A 16,820-nucleotide genomic window follows, 5' to 3' on the forward strand; every position below is an offset into this window, starting at 1 on the left:
CGTTTCGAGCGTTATGCCTACGAAAGCCTGCCCCTAAAAGCTCGACCGCGGCATACACGGCGAGTTTGCGGAGCAAACTCGGTAGTGAGCGCAGTGAACGAAGTTCTCGCTGTAAGCATAGCTTTATTAGTTAACATTTTCCAAACTTGACATTCAATTTAATTATTATTTTCCTGCGGTATTGAATTTAATAAACAATACGTCGCCGTCCTGCACGACGTAATCTTTTCCCTCAATACGATATTTTCCCGCTTCTTTGATCTTCGCTTCCGAGCCGTAAGTACGCAAATCGTCGATCGAATAGGCTTCGGCTTTGATAAAACCTTTTTCAAAATCCGTATGTATGACGCCCGCCGCTTTCGGAGCGGTGTCTCCTGCGCGGATCGTCCATGCGTGACAGTCGTCGCTTCCCGCAGTAAAAAAAGTGCGCAGCCCCATGAGCTTGTACGCCGTCCGCGCAAGATTTGCAAGCGCCGATTCTTTGAGGCCGGCGGCTTCCATAAATTCTTTGCGGTCGTTTTCGTCTTTGATTTCCGCCAAATCGGATTCGAATTTTCCGCAGATGACGACGGTTTCCGCGTTTTCTTCGGCGGCGATTTTTTTTACCGCTTCAACATAGTCGTTCGTACCTGCAGCGATCGCATCTTCGGAAACGTTGCAGACGTAAAACGTCGGCTTCATCGTAAGCAAAAACATATCGCTCACGGCCGCCCTTTCTTCCGGCGTCAGAAGGGCGAGCCGCGCGCATTTTCCCGCTTCAAGCAGCGGTTTGATCTTTGCAACCGCGCTCGTCCAATGCACATATTTTTTTTCTTCCTCTTTTCCGAGCGCGCGGCTCGCCTTCGTCACTTTTTCCTGCCGCTTTTTTATCGTATCCAAATCGGCAAGCGCGAGCTCCATATCGATCGTTTCGATATCGCCTTTCGGGTCAATCGGCACGACGGTATTCGCATTTTCGCGGACGTGCATGATATCGGCATCGTCAAAACAGCGAACGACGTGTGCGATGCACGCCGTCTCCCGGATATTCGCCAAAAATTGATTGCCGAGACCCTCGCCCTGAGCCGCGCCTTTAATAAGACCTGCGATATCGACGATCTTTACCGACGTAGGCGTAATCTTTTTCGGCTGAAAAACGCTTGCGAGAAAAGCGAGGCGCTCGTCCGGCAAATCGACAATGCCGACGTTCGGATCGATCGTACAAAACGGAAAATTTTCCGCAGCGGCGGGAGCTGCCGTCAGCGCCGTAAATATCGTAGACTTGCCGACATTCGGCAGCCCGACGATTCCGCAATCGAGTGACATGATTCCTCCGTAAAAGCGTGCAAAAAAATTGCACTGTAAAATCGAGTGTTCAGTATATATGATTTGGCGGCGCTGAACAAGGCAAAAACATTATCGCAAAGACGGACGAATCAATATATCTCCGACGTAAAACATCGAGGTATGTTTTTTTATTTGCGGATTATATCAGTTCGAAGAATTATCAGGGTATCGTCAGCTTTGCGCTTTTACACGTTCCGCACTTTCGGCGGCCGCCTCCCATTCTTCGCCGAGTAAAGTAAGACGCGCTTCCGTATCCGCGAGGCGCTTTTGCACGACGCGTGATCTTTCTCCCGATGCATACACTTCGGGCTTGGCAAGTTCGTTTTCACATTCGGCCTTTTGCGCTTCGAGCGCGGCGATTTCCGTTTCGAGCCGTTCGACTTCGCGTTCGAGTTTGCGCTGTTCGGCTTTTCGCTTTTTCGCTTCTTCCCACGAAAGCTGTCCTCCCGCGAGCGCACCGTTCGTACCTGAAAGCTTTTCGCCCATCCCCGATCCGGCAGCACGAGAGACGGATTGCGCCTTTCCGTCGGCCGAAGATGCAAAAGGCATACCTGCAACCGTTCCGTTTTTTTCGGCTTCGATGCGTTCAAGGTAATACGCATAATCGCCCGGAAAAATGCGAAAGCGTCCCGATTCGAGAGCGAGCACGCGCGTCGAAAGCCCTTCGATAAAACCGCGGTCATGGCTCACGAATACGACGGTACCGCCGAAATCTTTGAGCGCCTGCATGAGCACGTCTTTCGAATGCATATCGAGGTGATTCGTCGGTTCGTCGAGCACGAGAAAATTGACCGGCTCGAGCAAAAGCTTTAAGAGGGCGATGCGGTTTTTCTCCCCGCCCGAGAGCACGTCCAAACTTTTAAATACGTCGTCTCCGCGAAACAAAAACGCACCGAGCATGTCGCGCACTTTCGGAATCATTTCAAGCGGAGCGACACTTTCTATATAATCGATGATGCTTTCGCTGCCGGAGATTTCTTCCGAACTGTCCTGAGAAAAATACCCCGTGCGCACGCCGCTCCCGAATACGAGCTCGCCCGAAAAAGCAGTATCTTCCCCCGCGATGATCCGGAGGAGCGTCGATTTGCCCGCTCCGTTGTGCCCCGCAACCACGAGCCGATCCCCGTTTTCGATCGTCACGTCGAGCTTATCGAGCACATTGTGTTCTCCGTCATAACTTTTCGTTACGCCGTTTATGCGGAGCACGACCTTTCCCGCATGGGGAGCGGGAGGAAAAACGAAGCGTATTTTCTTCATCGATTCGGGAATCTCGATGCGCTGTATTTTATCGAGCTGCTTTTGCCGCTCCTGCGCTTGAGATGCCTTTGTCGCTTTTGCGCCGAAACGTCTGATAAATTCTTCGAGGTGACGGATTTCCTTTTGCTGCTGTTCGTAAGAGGCGATGAGCGTTTTCAATTCGGTTTTGCGTACCGCTTCGTAGTGCGTAAAGTTTCCCGGATAGCGTTTGAGTTCGCCGCCGAAAAGTTCGTACACTTCGGTAACGCTGACGTCGAGAAAATAGCGGTCGTGGCTGACGAGCAAAAATCCGCCTTTGAACGACTGCAAAAACCGCTCGAGCCAAGTACGCGCTTCTATGTCGAGGTAATTCGTCGGCTCGTCGAGGAGGAGTATGTCGGGATTTTGCATGAGCACTTTTGCAAGTGCAATGCGCATCTGCCAGCCGCCCGAAAAGGCTTCAGTCCGTTTGGCAAAATCTTCGCGCGAAAAACCGAGCCCCGAAAGCACCGCTTCCGCCTGCGCCCGCCTCCTGTGCCAGCCGCTTTCGTCGAGCGCGGCAATGAGAGAAGCTTGACGCTCGGCAAGGTCGCCTGCGTTTTCCGGGTGCAGCGAAAGTTCATCGCCTATCCGATCGATTTCCGCCTGCATATCGTAGCCGAATTGAAACGCGGTATCCGCTTCTTCAAGCAGCGTGCGTCCCGCGTGCGTAAGCCCCGACTGCGGCAAGTAGCCGATGCGCGCATCCTTTTGCACGACTCTCGTTCCGCTGTCGCAGGGAATGAGACCGGCCATCACTTTGATGAGCGTCGACTTTCCTTCCCCGTTCGCGCCCGTAAGAGCGGCTTTGGTACCCGACTGCAGATTGATCGAAACGTTTTTTAATATGTCGCGGTCGCCGAACGCGAGCGATACTTTTGAAAACTGAACGAAAGCCATGACAACCGCTGCTAATTTTTTTCGAAAAAGATGACGAGCGGACTTGCTCCCCGCCGCACGAGGGTATTGCCTTCGAAGCGCGCTTCGGACGCATCTTCAAGACGTATGCCGTTCGCTTCGATTTTATACAAAAAATTCACTTTGGCTTTCATACCTTCAAAGGAAAATGAAAGCACACCGTCGTACTGCGGCGAAAGCGACGCGTCGATAAAATAATCGATTCCGACCGTACCGCCGCCCTTCGCGCTTTCGGCGATGAGAGACGGAACGAGCCTTCGGTTGCCCCGCCACGTAAAGGAGCCGTCGCGTTTAAGCGAAAGCTGTCCGTATGCGGCGCTTTTAAAATTCGGTCCCGCCGCTGCGATGCGCGCATATTCGGCGCCGCGCCGCTCTTTTTCTTCGGCAACGAGGGCTGCTATATCGATATCGTCTCCGAGTGCGATAAAATTATAATCGCGCGGTCTGCCCGCATCGTCGGCGCAGGTAACGGCGATATAATTGTCCCTAACGGAAACCTTTACGGGTGTATCGGTAAACGTGTATTCGCCGTCGGCGGTTTTCATCGCCGCTCCGTATTCCCACGAACCGTAACGTTCGGGAAGATTCAGCGACACTTTTTGATTTTCGGCATCGACCGTAAAGCAATAAGCTGCATTCATACGAATCGGATCGATTCTCTTTTCGCGTATCATCGAGCGGTAATAATCGGGATACCATATCGTCCCGGCGAGCTTTTCAAAAGCGTCGTCTTTTTCTTCATCTCCGCTCCCCTCACCCGCTGCAGCTTCTCCTCCCTTTTGCATTTCAAAGAGTTCGAGGTTATATGAAAAACACCAGCCCTGTGTACCGCTCGACGTCAAAACGCGCAGCCAATTTCCTTCAAGCGCATCGGATCCGGTCATAACCGCCTGCCCCTCTCCCTTATACAAAATCTTAATAATTTCGCCTTTTCTGAGACGGTACACCTGTCTCGCAGTGTTAACCGGTTCCGCTCTGATCGGAAGCCCGTCGAGCTTTACCGATGCATAGCGATGAAGGAATTCCGCATATCGGAGCTTTATCTTTTTCGTTTCGCGGCGGGAAGCGGGCGGCGTAATCTGCCACAGCGGAATATCGAAACGATCTTTCGATTTGGGCGCAGATACGGCATAAGTATGAGAAATATTTGAACGGATATACACGGGGAGAATATCGCCGTCTCGGAGATCTCTCTCGGGGATATCCCACAGCAGCATGCCGTATCCCATAAAGCGTGAACAGGACGCGAGCGCAAACGAAATCGAGCAGAGCGCAATCAATCCGTATTTTTTCGTCAAACAAATCATAGAATACAGCATAGCACAGCACGGTAAAAAAGTCATCGGTGAGAGGGATGCTTTTACGCACGGATTTTCAGCACTCGATTTTTATACCGTGCCGCGTTTTAATTGCGGACGACATTCGAATATCGCTTTCAATACGGCGTCCCGTTCGCCTTCGTCGGCATAGGTGATGCGCCGCATCCCTTTTCCGCGGACTTCCAATTCCATAATGCACTCTCCCCGTATTTCGCCCGTTTCCGAGCCTTTTTTTGCGACGCAGATATCCTTAAACAAAATGACTTCGCCTTCCGTTACGACACCGTTTTCATACACGCCCGACGAACGTAACGTCGAAGCTTCTCGGACGGCGATTTCCGTTGCGAGCAATGCGACGGCGCAGAGCATCCACTTAAAATAAAAGCGCAGATCGACGAAGGCGCTGAAAAGCATGATAAAGGGAGCGCACACGATGATCGCCGCCGAGAATTTTGCCGGACGCGGCCGCGCCGAAAACACGCATTTTCCCGCGCGCTTTAAAATCGATTTTTTCCGCAAAAAAATTGTTAAAACGAGCAGCGAGTACAAAACCGCCGACGCGGCGTACACGGCTTTCGTTATCGTTGTGTCCATTTTTACCGCCGCCTCCGCTTGAGCCAGACGCCGAGCGCGCGGCGCGAATTTTCAAATGCGAGCGGAGCGGCGGCAAGCTCGGCATCGTTCGAAATCCGCACCGCCGTAAAGCTTTCGACTTCGCTCTTTTGCGCACGAAGATTTTTTATCAACGCATCGATCGTTTCGATGCCGCGCGGAAGGGATGCACGGTAAAACACGTCGCAGGTTTTATACAAAATGCGTTTATACTCATACGTGTTCGGAAACGAGCACAGGTATTGCACGCGCCGTATTTCCAAAGCGGCTTCTTCCCTGCATTCGCGAAGAGCCGCTTCGTCGGCGCTTTCGTCCGGATCGATAAAACCGCCGGGCAGCGCGAAAAATCCCTTGCGCGGCTCTTTTGCCCTTTTTTCAAGCAGCACATTTCCTTCCCCGTCGGCGACGATGACGCACACGGCGGCGGCGACATTGTGATACAGCGTAAAAGCGCAGTCGGAGCAAAACCATTTTTTGTTATCGACAAAGCCGATATTTTTTCCGCCGCACATGGGGCACAAATTAAAATTATTATTGCAGTTCATGAAAAACACCTTTCGGTCAGCGCATCCGCGAGCGCTTCCGACCTCCGTATCGTCTGCATGATAAGCGGTACAAAAAGCGGAATAAGCGAACGCACGCGGCCGAAAAATCCTTTCGCATCCTTTAGCCCGCCGCGGATGAGCTGCGTTTTAATAATTTCCGACGCTTCATCCAAAAGCAGGGGCATAAAGCGAAAAACTATTTCCGTTATTATGATAACGTATCGCACGGGAATATGAAATATTGCAAGCGGCTTTAACAAAACCGAAAGACCGTCGACGATATCGTATTCCGGCGTCGTATATGAAAACGAAAGTATACATGCGATAGCCCCTTCGGTGCGGATAAGCGTCGTAAGGCAAAGCAAAAGCTTCGACGGCGTAACGGTAAAATATCGATAAGCGAGGAGCATCCGTTCGCCTTCAAGCGGCGGATAAAAAATCATCTGAAAGATGCAAAAAAACAGCAAAAGCGGAACCGTCTTTACGAGCGATAAAAAAAGGCGCCGTTTCGGATACTTTGCCAAGAACGCGTAGACGAGCGAAAGCAAAAACATACACACGCATAACGAAAGCGGTCGGACGGCAAGAGAGGCGGCAAAGAGCGCGATAAAAACGATGAATTTAACTGCCGGCGGAAGTTTCGCTGCTATACTGCCGTTTTTTTTGACGTTCCCCGTATTCGCCGAAGCTGCACGGATCGAATTTAATAATTTCGCACCTTCAAGCGGCATCTGTACCGTATCGGGAAGCGTATACCGATTCATCTGCGCGTCGAAACCTGCGGCACCGTCCGCATCGGATTTTCCCTTTTTAATAATTTTTTCGCCGTTCGATGAAGCCGCGTTACTTCGAACGAGAAAAAGCTCGCCGTCCCGAACGGATATCTCTTCGTCGGCAAAATCGGCTTCGTCCGGGCGGTGCGTGCTGAACAGCACCGTATGTCCCGAAACGGCCAGCGAGCGAAGGAGCGCTATCGTCTTTGCGCGGGAAGGGCCGTCGAGCCCCGCAGTCGGTTCGTCGAAGAGCAGCACCGGAGCGTCGAGCGCGATGATCCCCGCAACGGCAAGCCGCCGTTTTTCACCGCCCGAAAGTTCTGCCGTCTGGCGTTCCGCGTATTCGGCGTACGGGATGCCCGCTTCATCCATCGAGCGCTTTACGAGCGAAACGAGCGCTTTTCCCCGAACACCGCGGTTTCCGGGTCCGAAGGCGACATCGTCTGCGGCAAAGCGTTCGAAAAGGGCGGCGTCGCTGTTTTGCCTGCACAAAGCGGGACGCGAATCGCAGCGAATTTCGCCGTAAGACGGAGCGAGCAAACCCGCCGCCATTTCCAACAGCGTCGATTTGCCGCTGCCCGAAACGCCGGTGAGTGCGGTAAGCGTTCCTTTTGCAAGCGAAAAATTAATATTGTTAAAAATGACGTTTTCACCGTAGGAAAATCCGACATTGCAAAAGGCAAGAGAGGCTTCGGATTTTTTTACGGCATGTGCCGCATACGCTTCCGCCGCATCATCGCACACAATCGTCCGACGCGCGGCTTCTTTTAGCGATGATGCATTTATCGCTTCGGCATCGGGCATATTCGACACGGCGGAAAATTTCATCGCATTTTTATTATTTTTTTTAAAAACGGAGTTTACGATTTTTTCTCCCGTAATGCGTTCACACAGTTCGGTATCGGTAAAAAAATCATCCGTCGTTCCCGAATATACGATCTTCCCCTTTTCCATCGCGATGACATCCTTCGCTTTTCGGATCGCATCCGTATCATGCGTGATGTGGACGACCGTCCGCCCTTTTCGAACCCAATACGAAAGGAAGGCAAATATATCGTTTTTCGAATCGGGGTCGAGCATGGAAAGCGCTTCGTCCAGTATGATCACGTCCGGATCGATCGCGATGATGCCGGCGAGCGCTTCTTTTTGCGTTTGCCCGAGAGACAGCGTTACGGACGGCGAAGAAGCTTTATGAAGCAGACCGACGACGGTAAGCGATTCGATCGTGCGGAGTTCGACTTCATCGGGTGAGAGGCCGAGGTTTTGCGGGCCGAAAGCCGTATCGCGGAAAACGACGCTGCAGATGATTTGATCTTTCGGCGATTGAAATACGAGAGCCGAGCGAACGCCGCTCGCATACGAAACTTCGCCGCAGTCGGCATCGAGGAGACCGCACAAAATCCGCGCAAGCGTACTCTTTCCGCTTCCGTTCAATCCGACGACGGCCGTGTACGAACCGTGTTCGAGCGAAAAATCGACATCGTTGACGGCCGGCATATTTTGCTGCGGATAAGTGTAGCTTACGTGATCGACGGAAAGAACTCGCATCGCGTTTATCATATCCGAAACGGCGGAAAAAGCCAATTCGCGCGTTCAGCGTGCGCGGTATTTTTTCGCACGTTTACCGATTTGCGCATACGTCGGTTCGTATCTTACCGGACACGCATTCGGCGCGGCATTTGACCGGCAAGCGAATTCGCGGTATTGTTATCGGTATGGAAGATACGGTAATCATATATTATTCGCTCGACGGAAATACCGACCATGTCGCCCGGCGCATTGCGGAAAAAACGGGCGCAAAACTCGTACGGCTTGAAACGAAAAGGGCGTACCCGCGTAAAGGGTTCAAAAAATTTTTTATCGGAGGACGCGACGCTCTCTGCGGCGTGCAGCCCGAATTGAAGTCTCCGCTCCCCGATCTTGCGCCTTTCCGCAACATCGTCATCGGTACTCCCGTCTGGGCAAGCCGTCCCGCTCCGGCAATCAATACTTTTTTGCGGCGTACAAAGATTGACGGAAAACGCATCGCGCTCTTTGCATGTTCGGGCGGAGGACAAGCGGAAACCTGTTTTAACAAAATGGAGTCGCTCCTCGCCGGCAATGAAATTCTCTGCCGGGCATCTTTTATAAATCCCGCGTTCAAAAGCGGAAAAGCGGTCGACGACGCGATCGACGAGATCGTCTCCGCTCTGTCCGGTTGAAGTTTTAAGCGCACGCGGAAAATACCGCAAAAAACGGATTCGGTTTATATAGAGAGAACAATAATCGAAAAAACGGTTGCCCGCCTTATCGCTCCGAAAGAGGCTTGATTTTCGTGCGGTATACTTTCACCATAAAAAAGCACGAGAGACCGACCGACATGACTTCCGCGATCGGAAAAGCAAGCCATACATCGTCGATATTGCGGGCGAGCGACAAAAGATAGGCGGCAGGCAAAAGAACGAGGAGCTGACGCGCAAAAGAAACGAACATGCTGTACATCGCCGAGCTGAATGCTTGAAAGATCGACGACAGTGAAATCGCGACGGCAGCACCGACAAAGCTCGACGCGACGATGCGCATCGCGGGCACTCCGATCGCAAGCATCGCATCGGACGCTTGAAAGAGTTTCAGCAGCTGCACCGGAAAGACTTCGAAAATAAGCGTACCGAAAGCCATAATGCCGACGGCGAGGAGTGTGCCGTTTTTGATTGTCTGCACGATACGCTTTTTGTGTTCCGCTCCGTAGTTGTACGCGATGATCGGAACGATGCCGTTATTCAAACCGAAAACCGGCATAAAGATAAAGCTGTTCAGTTTAAAGTACACGCCGTACACCGCGATCGCCGTCGACGAAAACGAGCCGAGAATGAGGTTCAAAAAATACGTCGTAACCGACGTGATCGAATTGAGCAGGATCGACGGCACGCCGACTTTATAAATCTGCCGTATCACGAACGCGTCGGGACGGAAGCGCGACAAGCGGAATTGAATCTCCGTATTGATTTTCACGTTGAAAACGAACGACAGGCACATGCTGAGCCACTGCCCGATAACCGTTGCGAGCGCAGCCCCCGTCATACCCATGCGCGGGAAGGGGCCGATGCCGAAGATGAGCAGCGGATCGAGGATGATATTCGTGAGTGCGCCCGCCGTCTGCGAATACATCGTAAAAACCGTGCGCCCCGTCCCCTGCAAAAGGCGGTCAAGCATGATTGCGGAAAACATACCGAAAGAGCCGAGCACGACGACGTTCAAATACTCCATGCCGAAATCGATAATTTCGCTGTCAGCCGTTTGGCTTGTAAGATAAGGGTGCATGCAAAAGAGGCCGATAACGAAAAACGCGATAAAGCTGCACACGGCGAGAAAGAGTCCGTTTTCGGCAGTCGCATTTACTTCGTCCTGTTTTTTTTGTCCGAGACGCATCGAAAGGAGGGCATTGACGCCGACCGCCGTTCCGACGCCGACTGAGATCATGAGTCCCTGAACGGGAAAAGCGAGCGATACCGCCGTGAGCGCATTTTCGTTTATCTGTGCGACGAACACGCTGTCGACGATATTGTAGAGCGCCTGCACGAACATCGAAAACATCATCGGAAGCGACATATTCAAGATGAGCTTGGTCACGGGCATCGTGCCCATTTTATTTTCCTGCATTTCTATGAGTGTATAGAGAACGGCGCGCTCTGTCAAATCGATTATCCGTCAAACCGATTATTAAAAATCGATTCCGGCGGCGGCAATATTATTTTAATAATGGTATTTTTTCACCGTAAAAAAAACCGCCGTTCAACCGAGATCATACGTTGATTGCGCGTACGAATCCGTGTTATGATAATACGGAGGCCGGCATGATTATTAAAAAAATCGTTTTATCAATTTCGATATTGTGTATATGTATGTCCGCATTTCTGCCTGCGGCATGCACGGCGAAATCGTCGGAAAAAACCGCACAGGAAGCAACGGATGCCCTTGCCATGCCTTTCGCACCGATCGATTTCGATAAAGCCGAAAACGAGGGGCTGAAAAAAGAAGCGGAGACGGGGAAGTAAGAGCGGTAAATTATCTACCTTTTTTCGGAAAAAAACAAACGTTTCCGTCGGCGCAACACCGCCGTAAATGCAATCGCACAGATACCGCCCTCCGTTCAAAAAAACTTAAACCGAAATCGATAAAATTATTTATGTACTTTTTTAAAATACCGCCGTACAATCGATTTATCGGTTCTTATAGAAAAGTTTTATAGGAGGAACTTTATGAAATTGATTAAAACGATAAGCTGCATCGTAGCGGCAAGCATCTGCATGGCGGGCGCGTTTGCAGCCGGACCTAAGGGCGTCATCACGGTCGGTTATGCGCAGGTCGGCGCCGAATCGGATTGGCGGATGGCGAACACGGAATCTTTTAAAAGCACGTTCACCAAAGCGAACGGCTATAAACTGATCTTCGACGATGCACAGCAAAAACAGGAAAATCAAATCAAAGCGATCCGCAATTTTATCCAACAGGATGTCGATTATATCGTCGTCGCTCCCGTCGTTGAAACGGGATGGGAAACGGTTCTCAACGAAGCCAAGCGCGCAGGCATCCCCGTTTTGCTTTCCGACCGCTTAATGAAAGTTTCCGATAACAGCTTGTACGTCTGCTGGGTCGGCGGAAATTTCGTCAAAGAAGGAAACGATGCGGTCACGTGGCTCAACGGATATTTGAAAAAAATCGGCCGTGATAAAGAAGATTTGAATGTCGTCCTCATTCAGGGAACGATCGGTTCTTCCGCACAGGTCGGACGCACGCAGGGCATCACCGAAGGGCTCGCGAAAAATCCCAAATATCATCTGCTTGCAAAACAATCCGGCGAATTCACGCAGGCCAAGGGACAGGAAGTGATGGAATCGTTCTTAAAAGCGTATCCGAAAATCGACGTCGTATTCTGTGAAAACGACAACGAAGCGTTCGGCGCAATCGATGCCATCAAAGCCGCCGGCAAACGCCCGGGCAAAGACATCATCATCATTTCGTTTGACGCCGTTCACGAAGCGTTTAATAAAATGATCGCAGGAGAGCTCAACTGCGCGGTCGAATGCAATCCGCTTCACGGACCGCGTATCGCCGAAATCATTCAAAAACTTGAAAAGGGTAAAAAGGTTGAAAAGATTCAGTACGTCGTCGAAGGCGTGTTCGATCAGACAAATGCTGCAAAAGAATTACCGAACCGCAAATATTAATTGCACAATATATTAATAAATTTGCCGGAACGCCGAAACTCTGCGCGTCTCCGGCATTTTCAATTAGTCGAAATTTCGAAAAAATCGCTAAAGACGAGTTTTTCGAGATGTCTTATCGCAACAGCGGAGGAACTATGAACGGCGATGTTATGCTTTCTATGAAAAATATTTCCATAACATTTCCGGGCGTAAAAGCGCTTCAGCATGTCGATTTCACGCTGCGCCGCGGAGAAATACACGCGCTGATGGGAGAAAACGGCGCCGGAAAAAGTACGCTTATCAAAGTTCTCACCGGAGTACATACGCGGGACGAAGGGACGATACTGCTAGACGGCAAAGAAATCGACAACCGTTCGCCCGAAGAAGCGCTACAAAACGGCATCAGTACCGTATATCAGGAAGTAAATCTTTGTCCGAATCTTTCCGTTGCCGAAAATATTTTCGTCGGACATCAGCCGAAAAAACATTTTGCCATCGATTGGAAAAAGATGAACGAGACGGCAAAAGAAATTCTCGGTAATGTCGGACTTTCGCATATCGATGTAACGCGCGCGCTCGGCAAATACTCCGTTGCGATCCAGCAGATGATCGCCATCGCGCGCGCGGTCAACTTCAACTGCAAAGTGCTCATCCTCGACGAGCCGACGAGTTCGCTCGACGACCGTGAAGTCGCAAATCTCTTTGCGGTTATGAAAAAATTAAAATCGCAGGGAACGGGTATCGTGTTCGTTACGCACTTTCTCGAACAAGTATACGAAGTGTGCGACAGAATTACCGTGCTTCGCAACGGAGAGCTCGAAGGCGAATTTCCTATCGGCGAACTGCCGCGTGTCAAACTCGTTGCAACGATGCTCGGCCACGAATTCGACGAGCTCGCGTCCATCCGCAGCAATACGCAGGGCAGCGATCGTTCCGATCACGCAGCGGAAGTCGTTCGTGCGGTCGGACTTTCTCACACGGGTACGATAAAGCCGTTCGATATCGCAATCAAGCAGGGTGAAGTCGTCGGGCTGACGGGATTGCTCGGCTCCGGCCGCTCGGAGCTTGCGCGCACCCTGTACGGTGCGGACAAAGTCGATACCGGTACGCTGTTTTTCAAAAACGAAAAACTGAAAGCGTCGGAACCGATCGACTCCATGCGCGCGGGAATGGCGTTTTTGCCGGAAGACCGCAAAGATGAAAGCATCATCGCCGATCTGTCGGTGCGAGAAAATTTAATAATCGCGCTGCAGGCTAAAACCGGCGTTTTCAAACTGCTGCCGGCGGCGAAGCAAAACGAACTTGCCGAACGGTACATCAAAGCGCTCAATATTAAAACGCCGTCACCGGAAACGCTCGTTCGTCAGCTGTCGGGCGGAAATCAGCAAAAAGTGATCATCGGGCGATGGCTTATAACGCATCCCGATTTTTTGATTCTCGACGAACCGACGCGCGGCATCGATGTCGGAACAAAAACGGAAATTCAAAAACTTATCGTTCAGCTTGCAGGGCAAGGCATGACTATTATGTTTATCAGTTCCGAAATCGACGAAATGCTCCGTACGGTGAACCGTCTGTGTGTACTTCGCGACGGAAAAAAAGTCGGCGAACTCGAAAACGACGACCTCACGCAGCACGACGTTATGGCGGCGATAGCCGGAGGAGAAAACAATGGCAACGAATAAATCGCTGCGGCAATCGTTAGCGCGCAATCCTCTGCTGCTGCCGGTCGCCGCGCTTATCATCATGCTTTGCGTAAACGTAATCATTACGCCGTCGTTTTTTAAAATATCCATTCAAAACGGTGTGCTGTACGGCTATACGATCGACATTTTAAACCGTGCGTGCGAATTGGTCATTTTGTCGATCGGCATGACGCTCGCCGTCGCTTCTTCACGCGGTACGGATATCTCCGTAGGTGCGGTCGAAGCGGTCGCGGCCGCAGTCTGCGTCCGCCTGCTCGGTTCAAGCTACGACGCGTATGCCGTCCCTTTCGCATTCGCGGCGGTGATATGTCTGATTGCAGGCGTCGCGTGCGGCGCGTTCAACGGGTTTCTCGTGGCTCGCCTTCGTATACAACCGATGATCGCCACACTTATCCTGTTTACCGCAGGGCGCGGCATCGCGCAGTTGTTGAGCGCGCGGGAGATCAACGGCGTCATGGTGCCCGGTCAAATTCTCTACGTGCGTATGGAATCGTTTAAATACATCGGAGGTTTTATTCCGGGCGTCGTCATTCCCACGCCCGTTTTTATCGCCGCCGCTTTCGTCATCGCGACGACGCTGCTGCTCAGAAAAACCGCGCTCGGCATGTATATTGAAACGGTCGGCATAAATCCGAAAGCGGGCCGGCTCGTCGGCATCAATTCGACGCTCGTCATCTTTTTTTGCTATGTGTTTTGCGGACTCGCATCGGGGCTCGCAGGCCTCATCTCGTCGAGCCGTATCTATTCGAGCGATGCAAACAATATCGGACTCTACATGGAGCTCGATGCGATCCTCGCGGTAGCCCTCGGCGGCAACAGTCTCGGCGGCGGTAAATTCAATCTTGCCGGTTCCGTTATCGGCGCGATTACGATTCAAGCGCTCACGACGGGACTCTATGCCGTGGGCGTTTCGGCGGATCAGCTTCCCGTATATAAAGCGATCGTCGTCGTTCTCATCGTGACGCTGCAGTCGGAGGAGTTCAAACGGATCCGTGCGGTGTATAAGCTGAAGCGCAGACATGCCCGCAGCGCAACGATGGAGGCATCACAATGAAAACTCAGCTGTTCAAACGAAAACTCGACGGCAGCAATTTTTTACTTTTCGTCACGATCGTTCTGTTCGTCATAATGTATATCGCAGGCTGCATCATCTTTGCCGATGCGGGTTTCGGTAAATTTCAAACGTTTTGCAATATGCTTATCGACAATGCAGGATTGATAATCGCCGCTTCAGGTATGACGATCATCATGATCACCGGCGGCATCGATATTTCCATCGGTTCGGTCGTCGGTCTTGTGTGTATGATGCTCGCGTATTCCATGCAAAACATGGGGATGAATGCGTGGGCTGCGATTTTTTTCGTACTGCTGTTCGGTGTCGCATTCGGAGCGGTTCAGGGATTTCTCGTCGCCTATATGAAGCTGCAGCCCTTTATCATCACGCTCGCGGGAATGTTTTTTTGCCGCGGACTGACGGCGATCATCAGCGTCAACCAAATCGCCATCACCGAAAACCGAACCTTTCTCGCCATCGCGAATAAAGATATCCGTCTGCTTATCGGCGCGACGGTAAACAGACGCGGTGTAAAGATGTATCCGTTTATCCATCCGAGCGTTATCATCGCGCTCGCCGCAATGGCCGTTATCTGGTACGTTTGCAAGTATACGAAATTCGGACGCAATCTTTTTGCGGTCGGCGGCAACGAACAGTCGGCTCTGCTCATGGGTATCAATGTGCGCAAAACGAAATTCCTCGCGTATATGCTCAACGGATTCCTCGCCTCTCTTGCGGGATTCGTCTTTTGTCTCAACACGACGAGCGGTTTCGTCGAACAGGCGCGCGGCTTTGAAATGGATGCCATCGCATCGGCGGTTATCGGCGGTACGATGCTTACCGGCGGCGTCGGCACCGTTGTCGGAACCTTTTTCGGCGTGCTCATCAAAGCGACGATCGAAACCTATATCCGGTGCAACGGAACGCTTTCGTCGTGGTGGAATAAAATCGTGCTGTCCGCACTGCTCTGTTTTTTCATCGTGTTGCAGAGCGTATTTATCATGATGAAAAATCAAAAGCGGCAGTAAGTGTAAATGCGCGCATCGGCGCGTTCGGTATGTCCGCATCGTTTGTATTTGCAGCCGTTACGGTGTATAATGCGCTATACGGAAAGTATTATGCGTAACATAAGCCTTTGTATCGGAGCCGCGTTTTTGTGTGCGCTCTCCGGCTGTACAAAAAAAGCAAACGAAGAGCGGGCGCAAAGCAGTATCATACTCGGATTTTCGCAGATCGGCGCGGAAAGCGCATGGCGCACGTTCAATACAAAATCGATGCGCCTTGCCGCCGAGCGCTCAGGTATCCGGCTCCTGTATGAAAATGCCGAACAAAAGCAGGAAAATCAAATCAAAGCGATCCGTTCGTTTATAGTTTATCAAGTCGATGTCATCGTTTTCGTTCCGATCGTGCAGGACGGGTGGGACAATGTATTGCGCGAAGCGAAAGACGCGGGAATTCCCGTCATCGTGTACGACAGAAAGCTCACCGTGTCGAACGAAGATCTCTATGCCGGATACATCGGAACGGACAGCGTCGAAGAAGGGCGCGCCGCCGCGCGTTTTTTGCTCGGTAAATTTAAAAACAAGGGCGGCCCGTTCAATATCCTCGAAATACGCGGTACCGACGGGTCATCCGCATCGGACGGCCGCTCAAGCGGCTTTCGGGAAGTGCTCGGGGACGATGACCGCTTTTCGATCGTATACAGCGAAAGCGGAGACTTTATCCGGTCGCGGGGAAAAGAGATCGCAAAGACGATTTTAGCGGCGAACGGCTCCCTTTCAATAGACGGAAAGCCGATCGATATAATCGTCTCCAACAACGACGGGATGACGCTCGGTTTTTTGGACGTGCTCCGCGAACACGGAATCCGAACGGGAAAGGACATCGTCGTCGTAAGCTACGACGCGGAACAGGAAGCGCTCGATAGGCTGAGGGCGGGAGAGATCAACTGTGTCGTCGAATGCAATCCCGACAGCGGTGAGCGTGTTATGGAACTCGTCAAACTTTTGGCGGCGGGAAAATCCATTCCGCGTCGTACCGATATACCCGAGCGGGTGTTTACTGAAAACGACAATCTCGATGATGTGCCGCCACGAGGTTATTGAT

At 51.6% G+C, this 16,820-nt stretch carries 14 protein-coding genes; 7 read left to right on the forward strand and 7 right to left on the reverse strand.

The features are described 5' to 3' along the window. Positions 1 to 165 precede the first annotated feature (165 nt). The 6 genes from ychF to HRI97_RS11960 all read right to left on the reverse strand — a co-directional run bounded on the left by ychF (position 166) and on the right by HRI97_RS11960 (position 8,316). Positions 166 to 1,305 carry a redox-regulated ATPase YchF gene (ychF, locus tag HRI97_RS11935; RefSeq protein ID WP_253725693.1) on the reverse strand — a complete coding sequence of 380 codons (1,140 nt, stop codon included), beginning with the start codon at positions 1,303 to 1,305 and terminating at the stop codon, positions 166 to 168. 192 nt (positions 1,306 to 1,497) lie between these two features. Next, positions 1,498 to 3,501, reverse strand: a complete 2,004-nt coding sequence (locus HRI97_RS11940; RefSeq protein WP_253725695.1) for an ABC-F family ATP-binding cassette domain-containing protein — start codon at positions 3,499 to 3,501, stop codon at positions 1,498 to 1,500. 11 nt (positions 3,502 to 3,512) lie between these two features. Beyond that, positions 3,513 to 4,826: an SH3 domain-containing protein gene (locus HRI97_RS11945; RefSeq protein ID WP_253725696.1), complete on the reverse strand. Its 1,314-nt coding sequence runs from the start codon at positions 4,824 to 4,826 to the stop codon at positions 3,513 to 3,515. 81 nt (positions 4,827 to 4,907) lie between these two features. After that, positions 4,908 to 5,432 (reverse strand): hypothetical protein, encoded by a 525-nt coding sequence (locus HRI97_RS11950; RefSeq protein WP_253725698.1) that lies wholly within the window; start codon positions 5,430 to 5,432, stop codon positions 4,908 to 4,910. Positions 5,433 to 5,434: 2 nt separating this feature from the next. Continuing rightward, positions 5,435 to 5,995, reverse strand: a complete 561-nt coding sequence (locus HRI97_RS11955; protein ID WP_253725699.1) for an NUDIX hydrolase — start codon at positions 5,993 to 5,995, stop codon at positions 5,435 to 5,437. Further along, a complete protein-coding gene (locus tag HRI97_RS11960; protein ID WP_253725701.1) occupies positions 5,992 to 8,316 on the reverse strand; it encodes an ATP-binding cassette domain-containing protein in 2,325 nt (774 codons plus the stop codon). Before HRI97_RS11960 ends, HRI97_RS11955 begins: the two co-directional genes overlap by 4 nt. Before the next feature lie 167 nt (positions 8,317 to 8,483). On the opposite strand from HRI97_RS11960, the gene HRI97_RS11965 reads away from it, so the two are divergent. Beyond that, complete coding sequence (locus tag HRI97_RS11965; protein ID WP_253725702.1) at positions 8,484 to 8,969, forward strand: flavodoxin family protein; 486 nt, start codon at positions 8,484 to 8,486, stop codon at positions 8,967 to 8,969. Between the two features lie 85 nt (positions 8,970 to 9,054). Here HRI97_RS11965 and HRI97_RS11970 read toward each other — a convergent pair whose 3' ends face one another. Continuing rightward, positions 9,055 to 10,407, reverse strand: a complete 1,353-nt coding sequence (locus HRI97_RS11970; RefSeq protein ID WP_253725704.1) for an MATE family efflux transporter — start codon at positions 10,405 to 10,407, stop codon at positions 9,055 to 9,057. A gap of 194 nt (positions 10,408 to 10,601) precedes the next feature. On the opposite strand from HRI97_RS11970, the gene HRI97_RS11975 reads away from it, so the two are divergent. The 6 genes from HRI97_RS11975 to HRI97_RS12000 all read left to right on the forward strand — a co-directional run bounded on the left by HRI97_RS11975 (position 10,602) and on the right by HRI97_RS12000 (position 16,819). After that, complete coding sequence (locus tag HRI97_RS11975; RefSeq protein WP_253725706.1) at positions 10,602 to 10,802, forward strand: hypothetical protein; 201 nt, start codon at positions 10,602 to 10,604, stop codon at positions 10,800 to 10,802. 204 nt (positions 10,803 to 11,006) lie between these two features. After that, positions 11,007 to 11,975, forward strand: a complete 969-nt coding sequence (locus HRI97_RS11980; RefSeq protein ID WP_253725707.1) for an ABC transporter substrate-binding protein — start codon at positions 11,007 to 11,009, stop codon at positions 11,973 to 11,975. Between the two features lie 134 nt (positions 11,976 to 12,109). Then, a complete protein-coding gene (locus HRI97_RS11985) occupies positions 12,110 to 13,639 on the forward strand; it encodes a sugar ABC transporter ATP-binding protein (RefSeq protein WP_253725708.1) in 1,530 nt (509 codons plus the stop codon). After that, entirely contained in the window at positions 13,626 to 14,714 is a 1,089-nt protein-coding gene (locus tag HRI97_RS11990) for an ABC transporter permease (RefSeq protein ID WP_253725710.1), read from the forward strand. Before HRI97_RS11985 ends, HRI97_RS11990 begins: the two co-directional genes overlap by 14 nt. Beyond that, a complete protein-coding gene (locus HRI97_RS11995) occupies positions 14,711 to 15,742 on the forward strand; it encodes an ABC transporter permease subunit (RefSeq protein ID WP_253725712.1) in 1,032 nt (343 codons plus the stop codon). Before HRI97_RS11990 ends, HRI97_RS11995 begins: the two co-directional genes overlap by 4 nt. 90 nt (positions 15,743 to 15,832) lie before the next feature. Then, a complete protein-coding gene (locus tag HRI97_RS12000; protein WP_253725714.1) occupies positions 15,833 to 16,819 on the forward strand; it encodes an ABC transporter substrate-binding protein in 987 nt (328 codons plus the stop codon). The last annotated feature ends 1 nt before the right edge of the window (position 16,820 follow it).

The organism is Treponema socranskii subsp. buccale (genome assembly GCF_024181585.1).
GTDB classification, from domain to species: domain Bacteria; phylum Spirochaetota; class Spirochaetia; order Treponematales; family Treponemataceae; genus Treponema_D; species Treponema_D buccale.

What these genes read in the sequence shown, in the direction of transcription:
- ychF (WP_253725693.1), bottom strand. Translation starts at nt 1,305, where the DNA reads ATGTCACTCGATTGCGGAATCGTCGGGCTGCCGAATGTCGGCAAGTCT.
- HRI97_RS11940 (WP_253725695.1), bottom strand. Translation starts at nt 3,501, where the DNA reads ATGGCTTTCGTTCAGTTTTCAAAAGTATCGCTCGCGTTCGGCGACCGC.
- HRI97_RS11945 (WP_253725696.1), bottom strand. Translation starts at nt 4,826, where the DNA reads ATGATTTGTTTGACGAAAAAATACGGATTGATTGCGCTCTGCTCGATT.
- HRI97_RS11950 (WP_253725698.1), bottom strand. Translation starts at nt 5,432, where the DNA reads ATGGACACAACGATAACGAAAGCCGTGTACGCCGCGTCGGCGGTTTTG.
- HRI97_RS11955 (WP_253725699.1), bottom strand. Translation starts at nt 5,995, where the DNA reads ATGAACTGCAATAATAATTTTAATTTGTGCCCCATGTGCGGCGGAAAA.
- HRI97_RS11960 (WP_253725701.1), bottom strand. Translation starts at nt 8,316, where the DNA reads ATGCGAGTTCTTTCCGTCGATCACGTAAGCTACACTTATCCGCAGCAA.
- HRI97_RS11965 (WP_253725702.1), top strand. Translation starts at nt 8,484, where the DNA reads ATGGAAGATACGGTAATCATATATTATTCGCTCGACGGAAATACCGAC.
- HRI97_RS11970 (WP_253725704.1), bottom strand. Translation starts at nt 10,407, where the DNA reads ATGCAGGAAAATAAAATGGGCACGATGCCCGTGACCAAGCTCATCTTG.
- HRI97_RS11975 (WP_253725706.1), top strand. Translation starts at nt 10,602, where the DNA reads ATGATTATTAAAAAAATCGTTTTATCAATTTCGATATTGTGTATATGT.
- HRI97_RS11980 (WP_253725707.1), top strand. Translation starts at nt 11,007, where the DNA reads ATGAAATTGATTAAAACGATAAGCTGCATCGTAGCGGCAAGCATCTGC.
- HRI97_RS11985 (WP_253725708.1), top strand. Translation starts at nt 12,110, where the DNA reads ATGAACGGCGATGTTATGCTTTCTATGAAAAATATTTCCATAACATTT.
- HRI97_RS11990 (WP_253725710.1), top strand. Translation starts at nt 13,626, where the DNA reads ATGGCAACGAATAAATCGCTGCGGCAATCGTTAGCGCGCAATCCTCTG.
- HRI97_RS11995 (WP_253725712.1), top strand. Translation starts at nt 14,711, where the DNA reads ATGAAAACTCAGCTGTTCAAACGAAAACTCGACGGCAGCAATTTTTTA.
- HRI97_RS12000 (WP_253725714.1), top strand. Translation starts at nt 15,833, where the DNA reads ATGCGTAACATAAGCCTTTGTATCGGAGCCGCGTTTTTGTGTGCGCTC.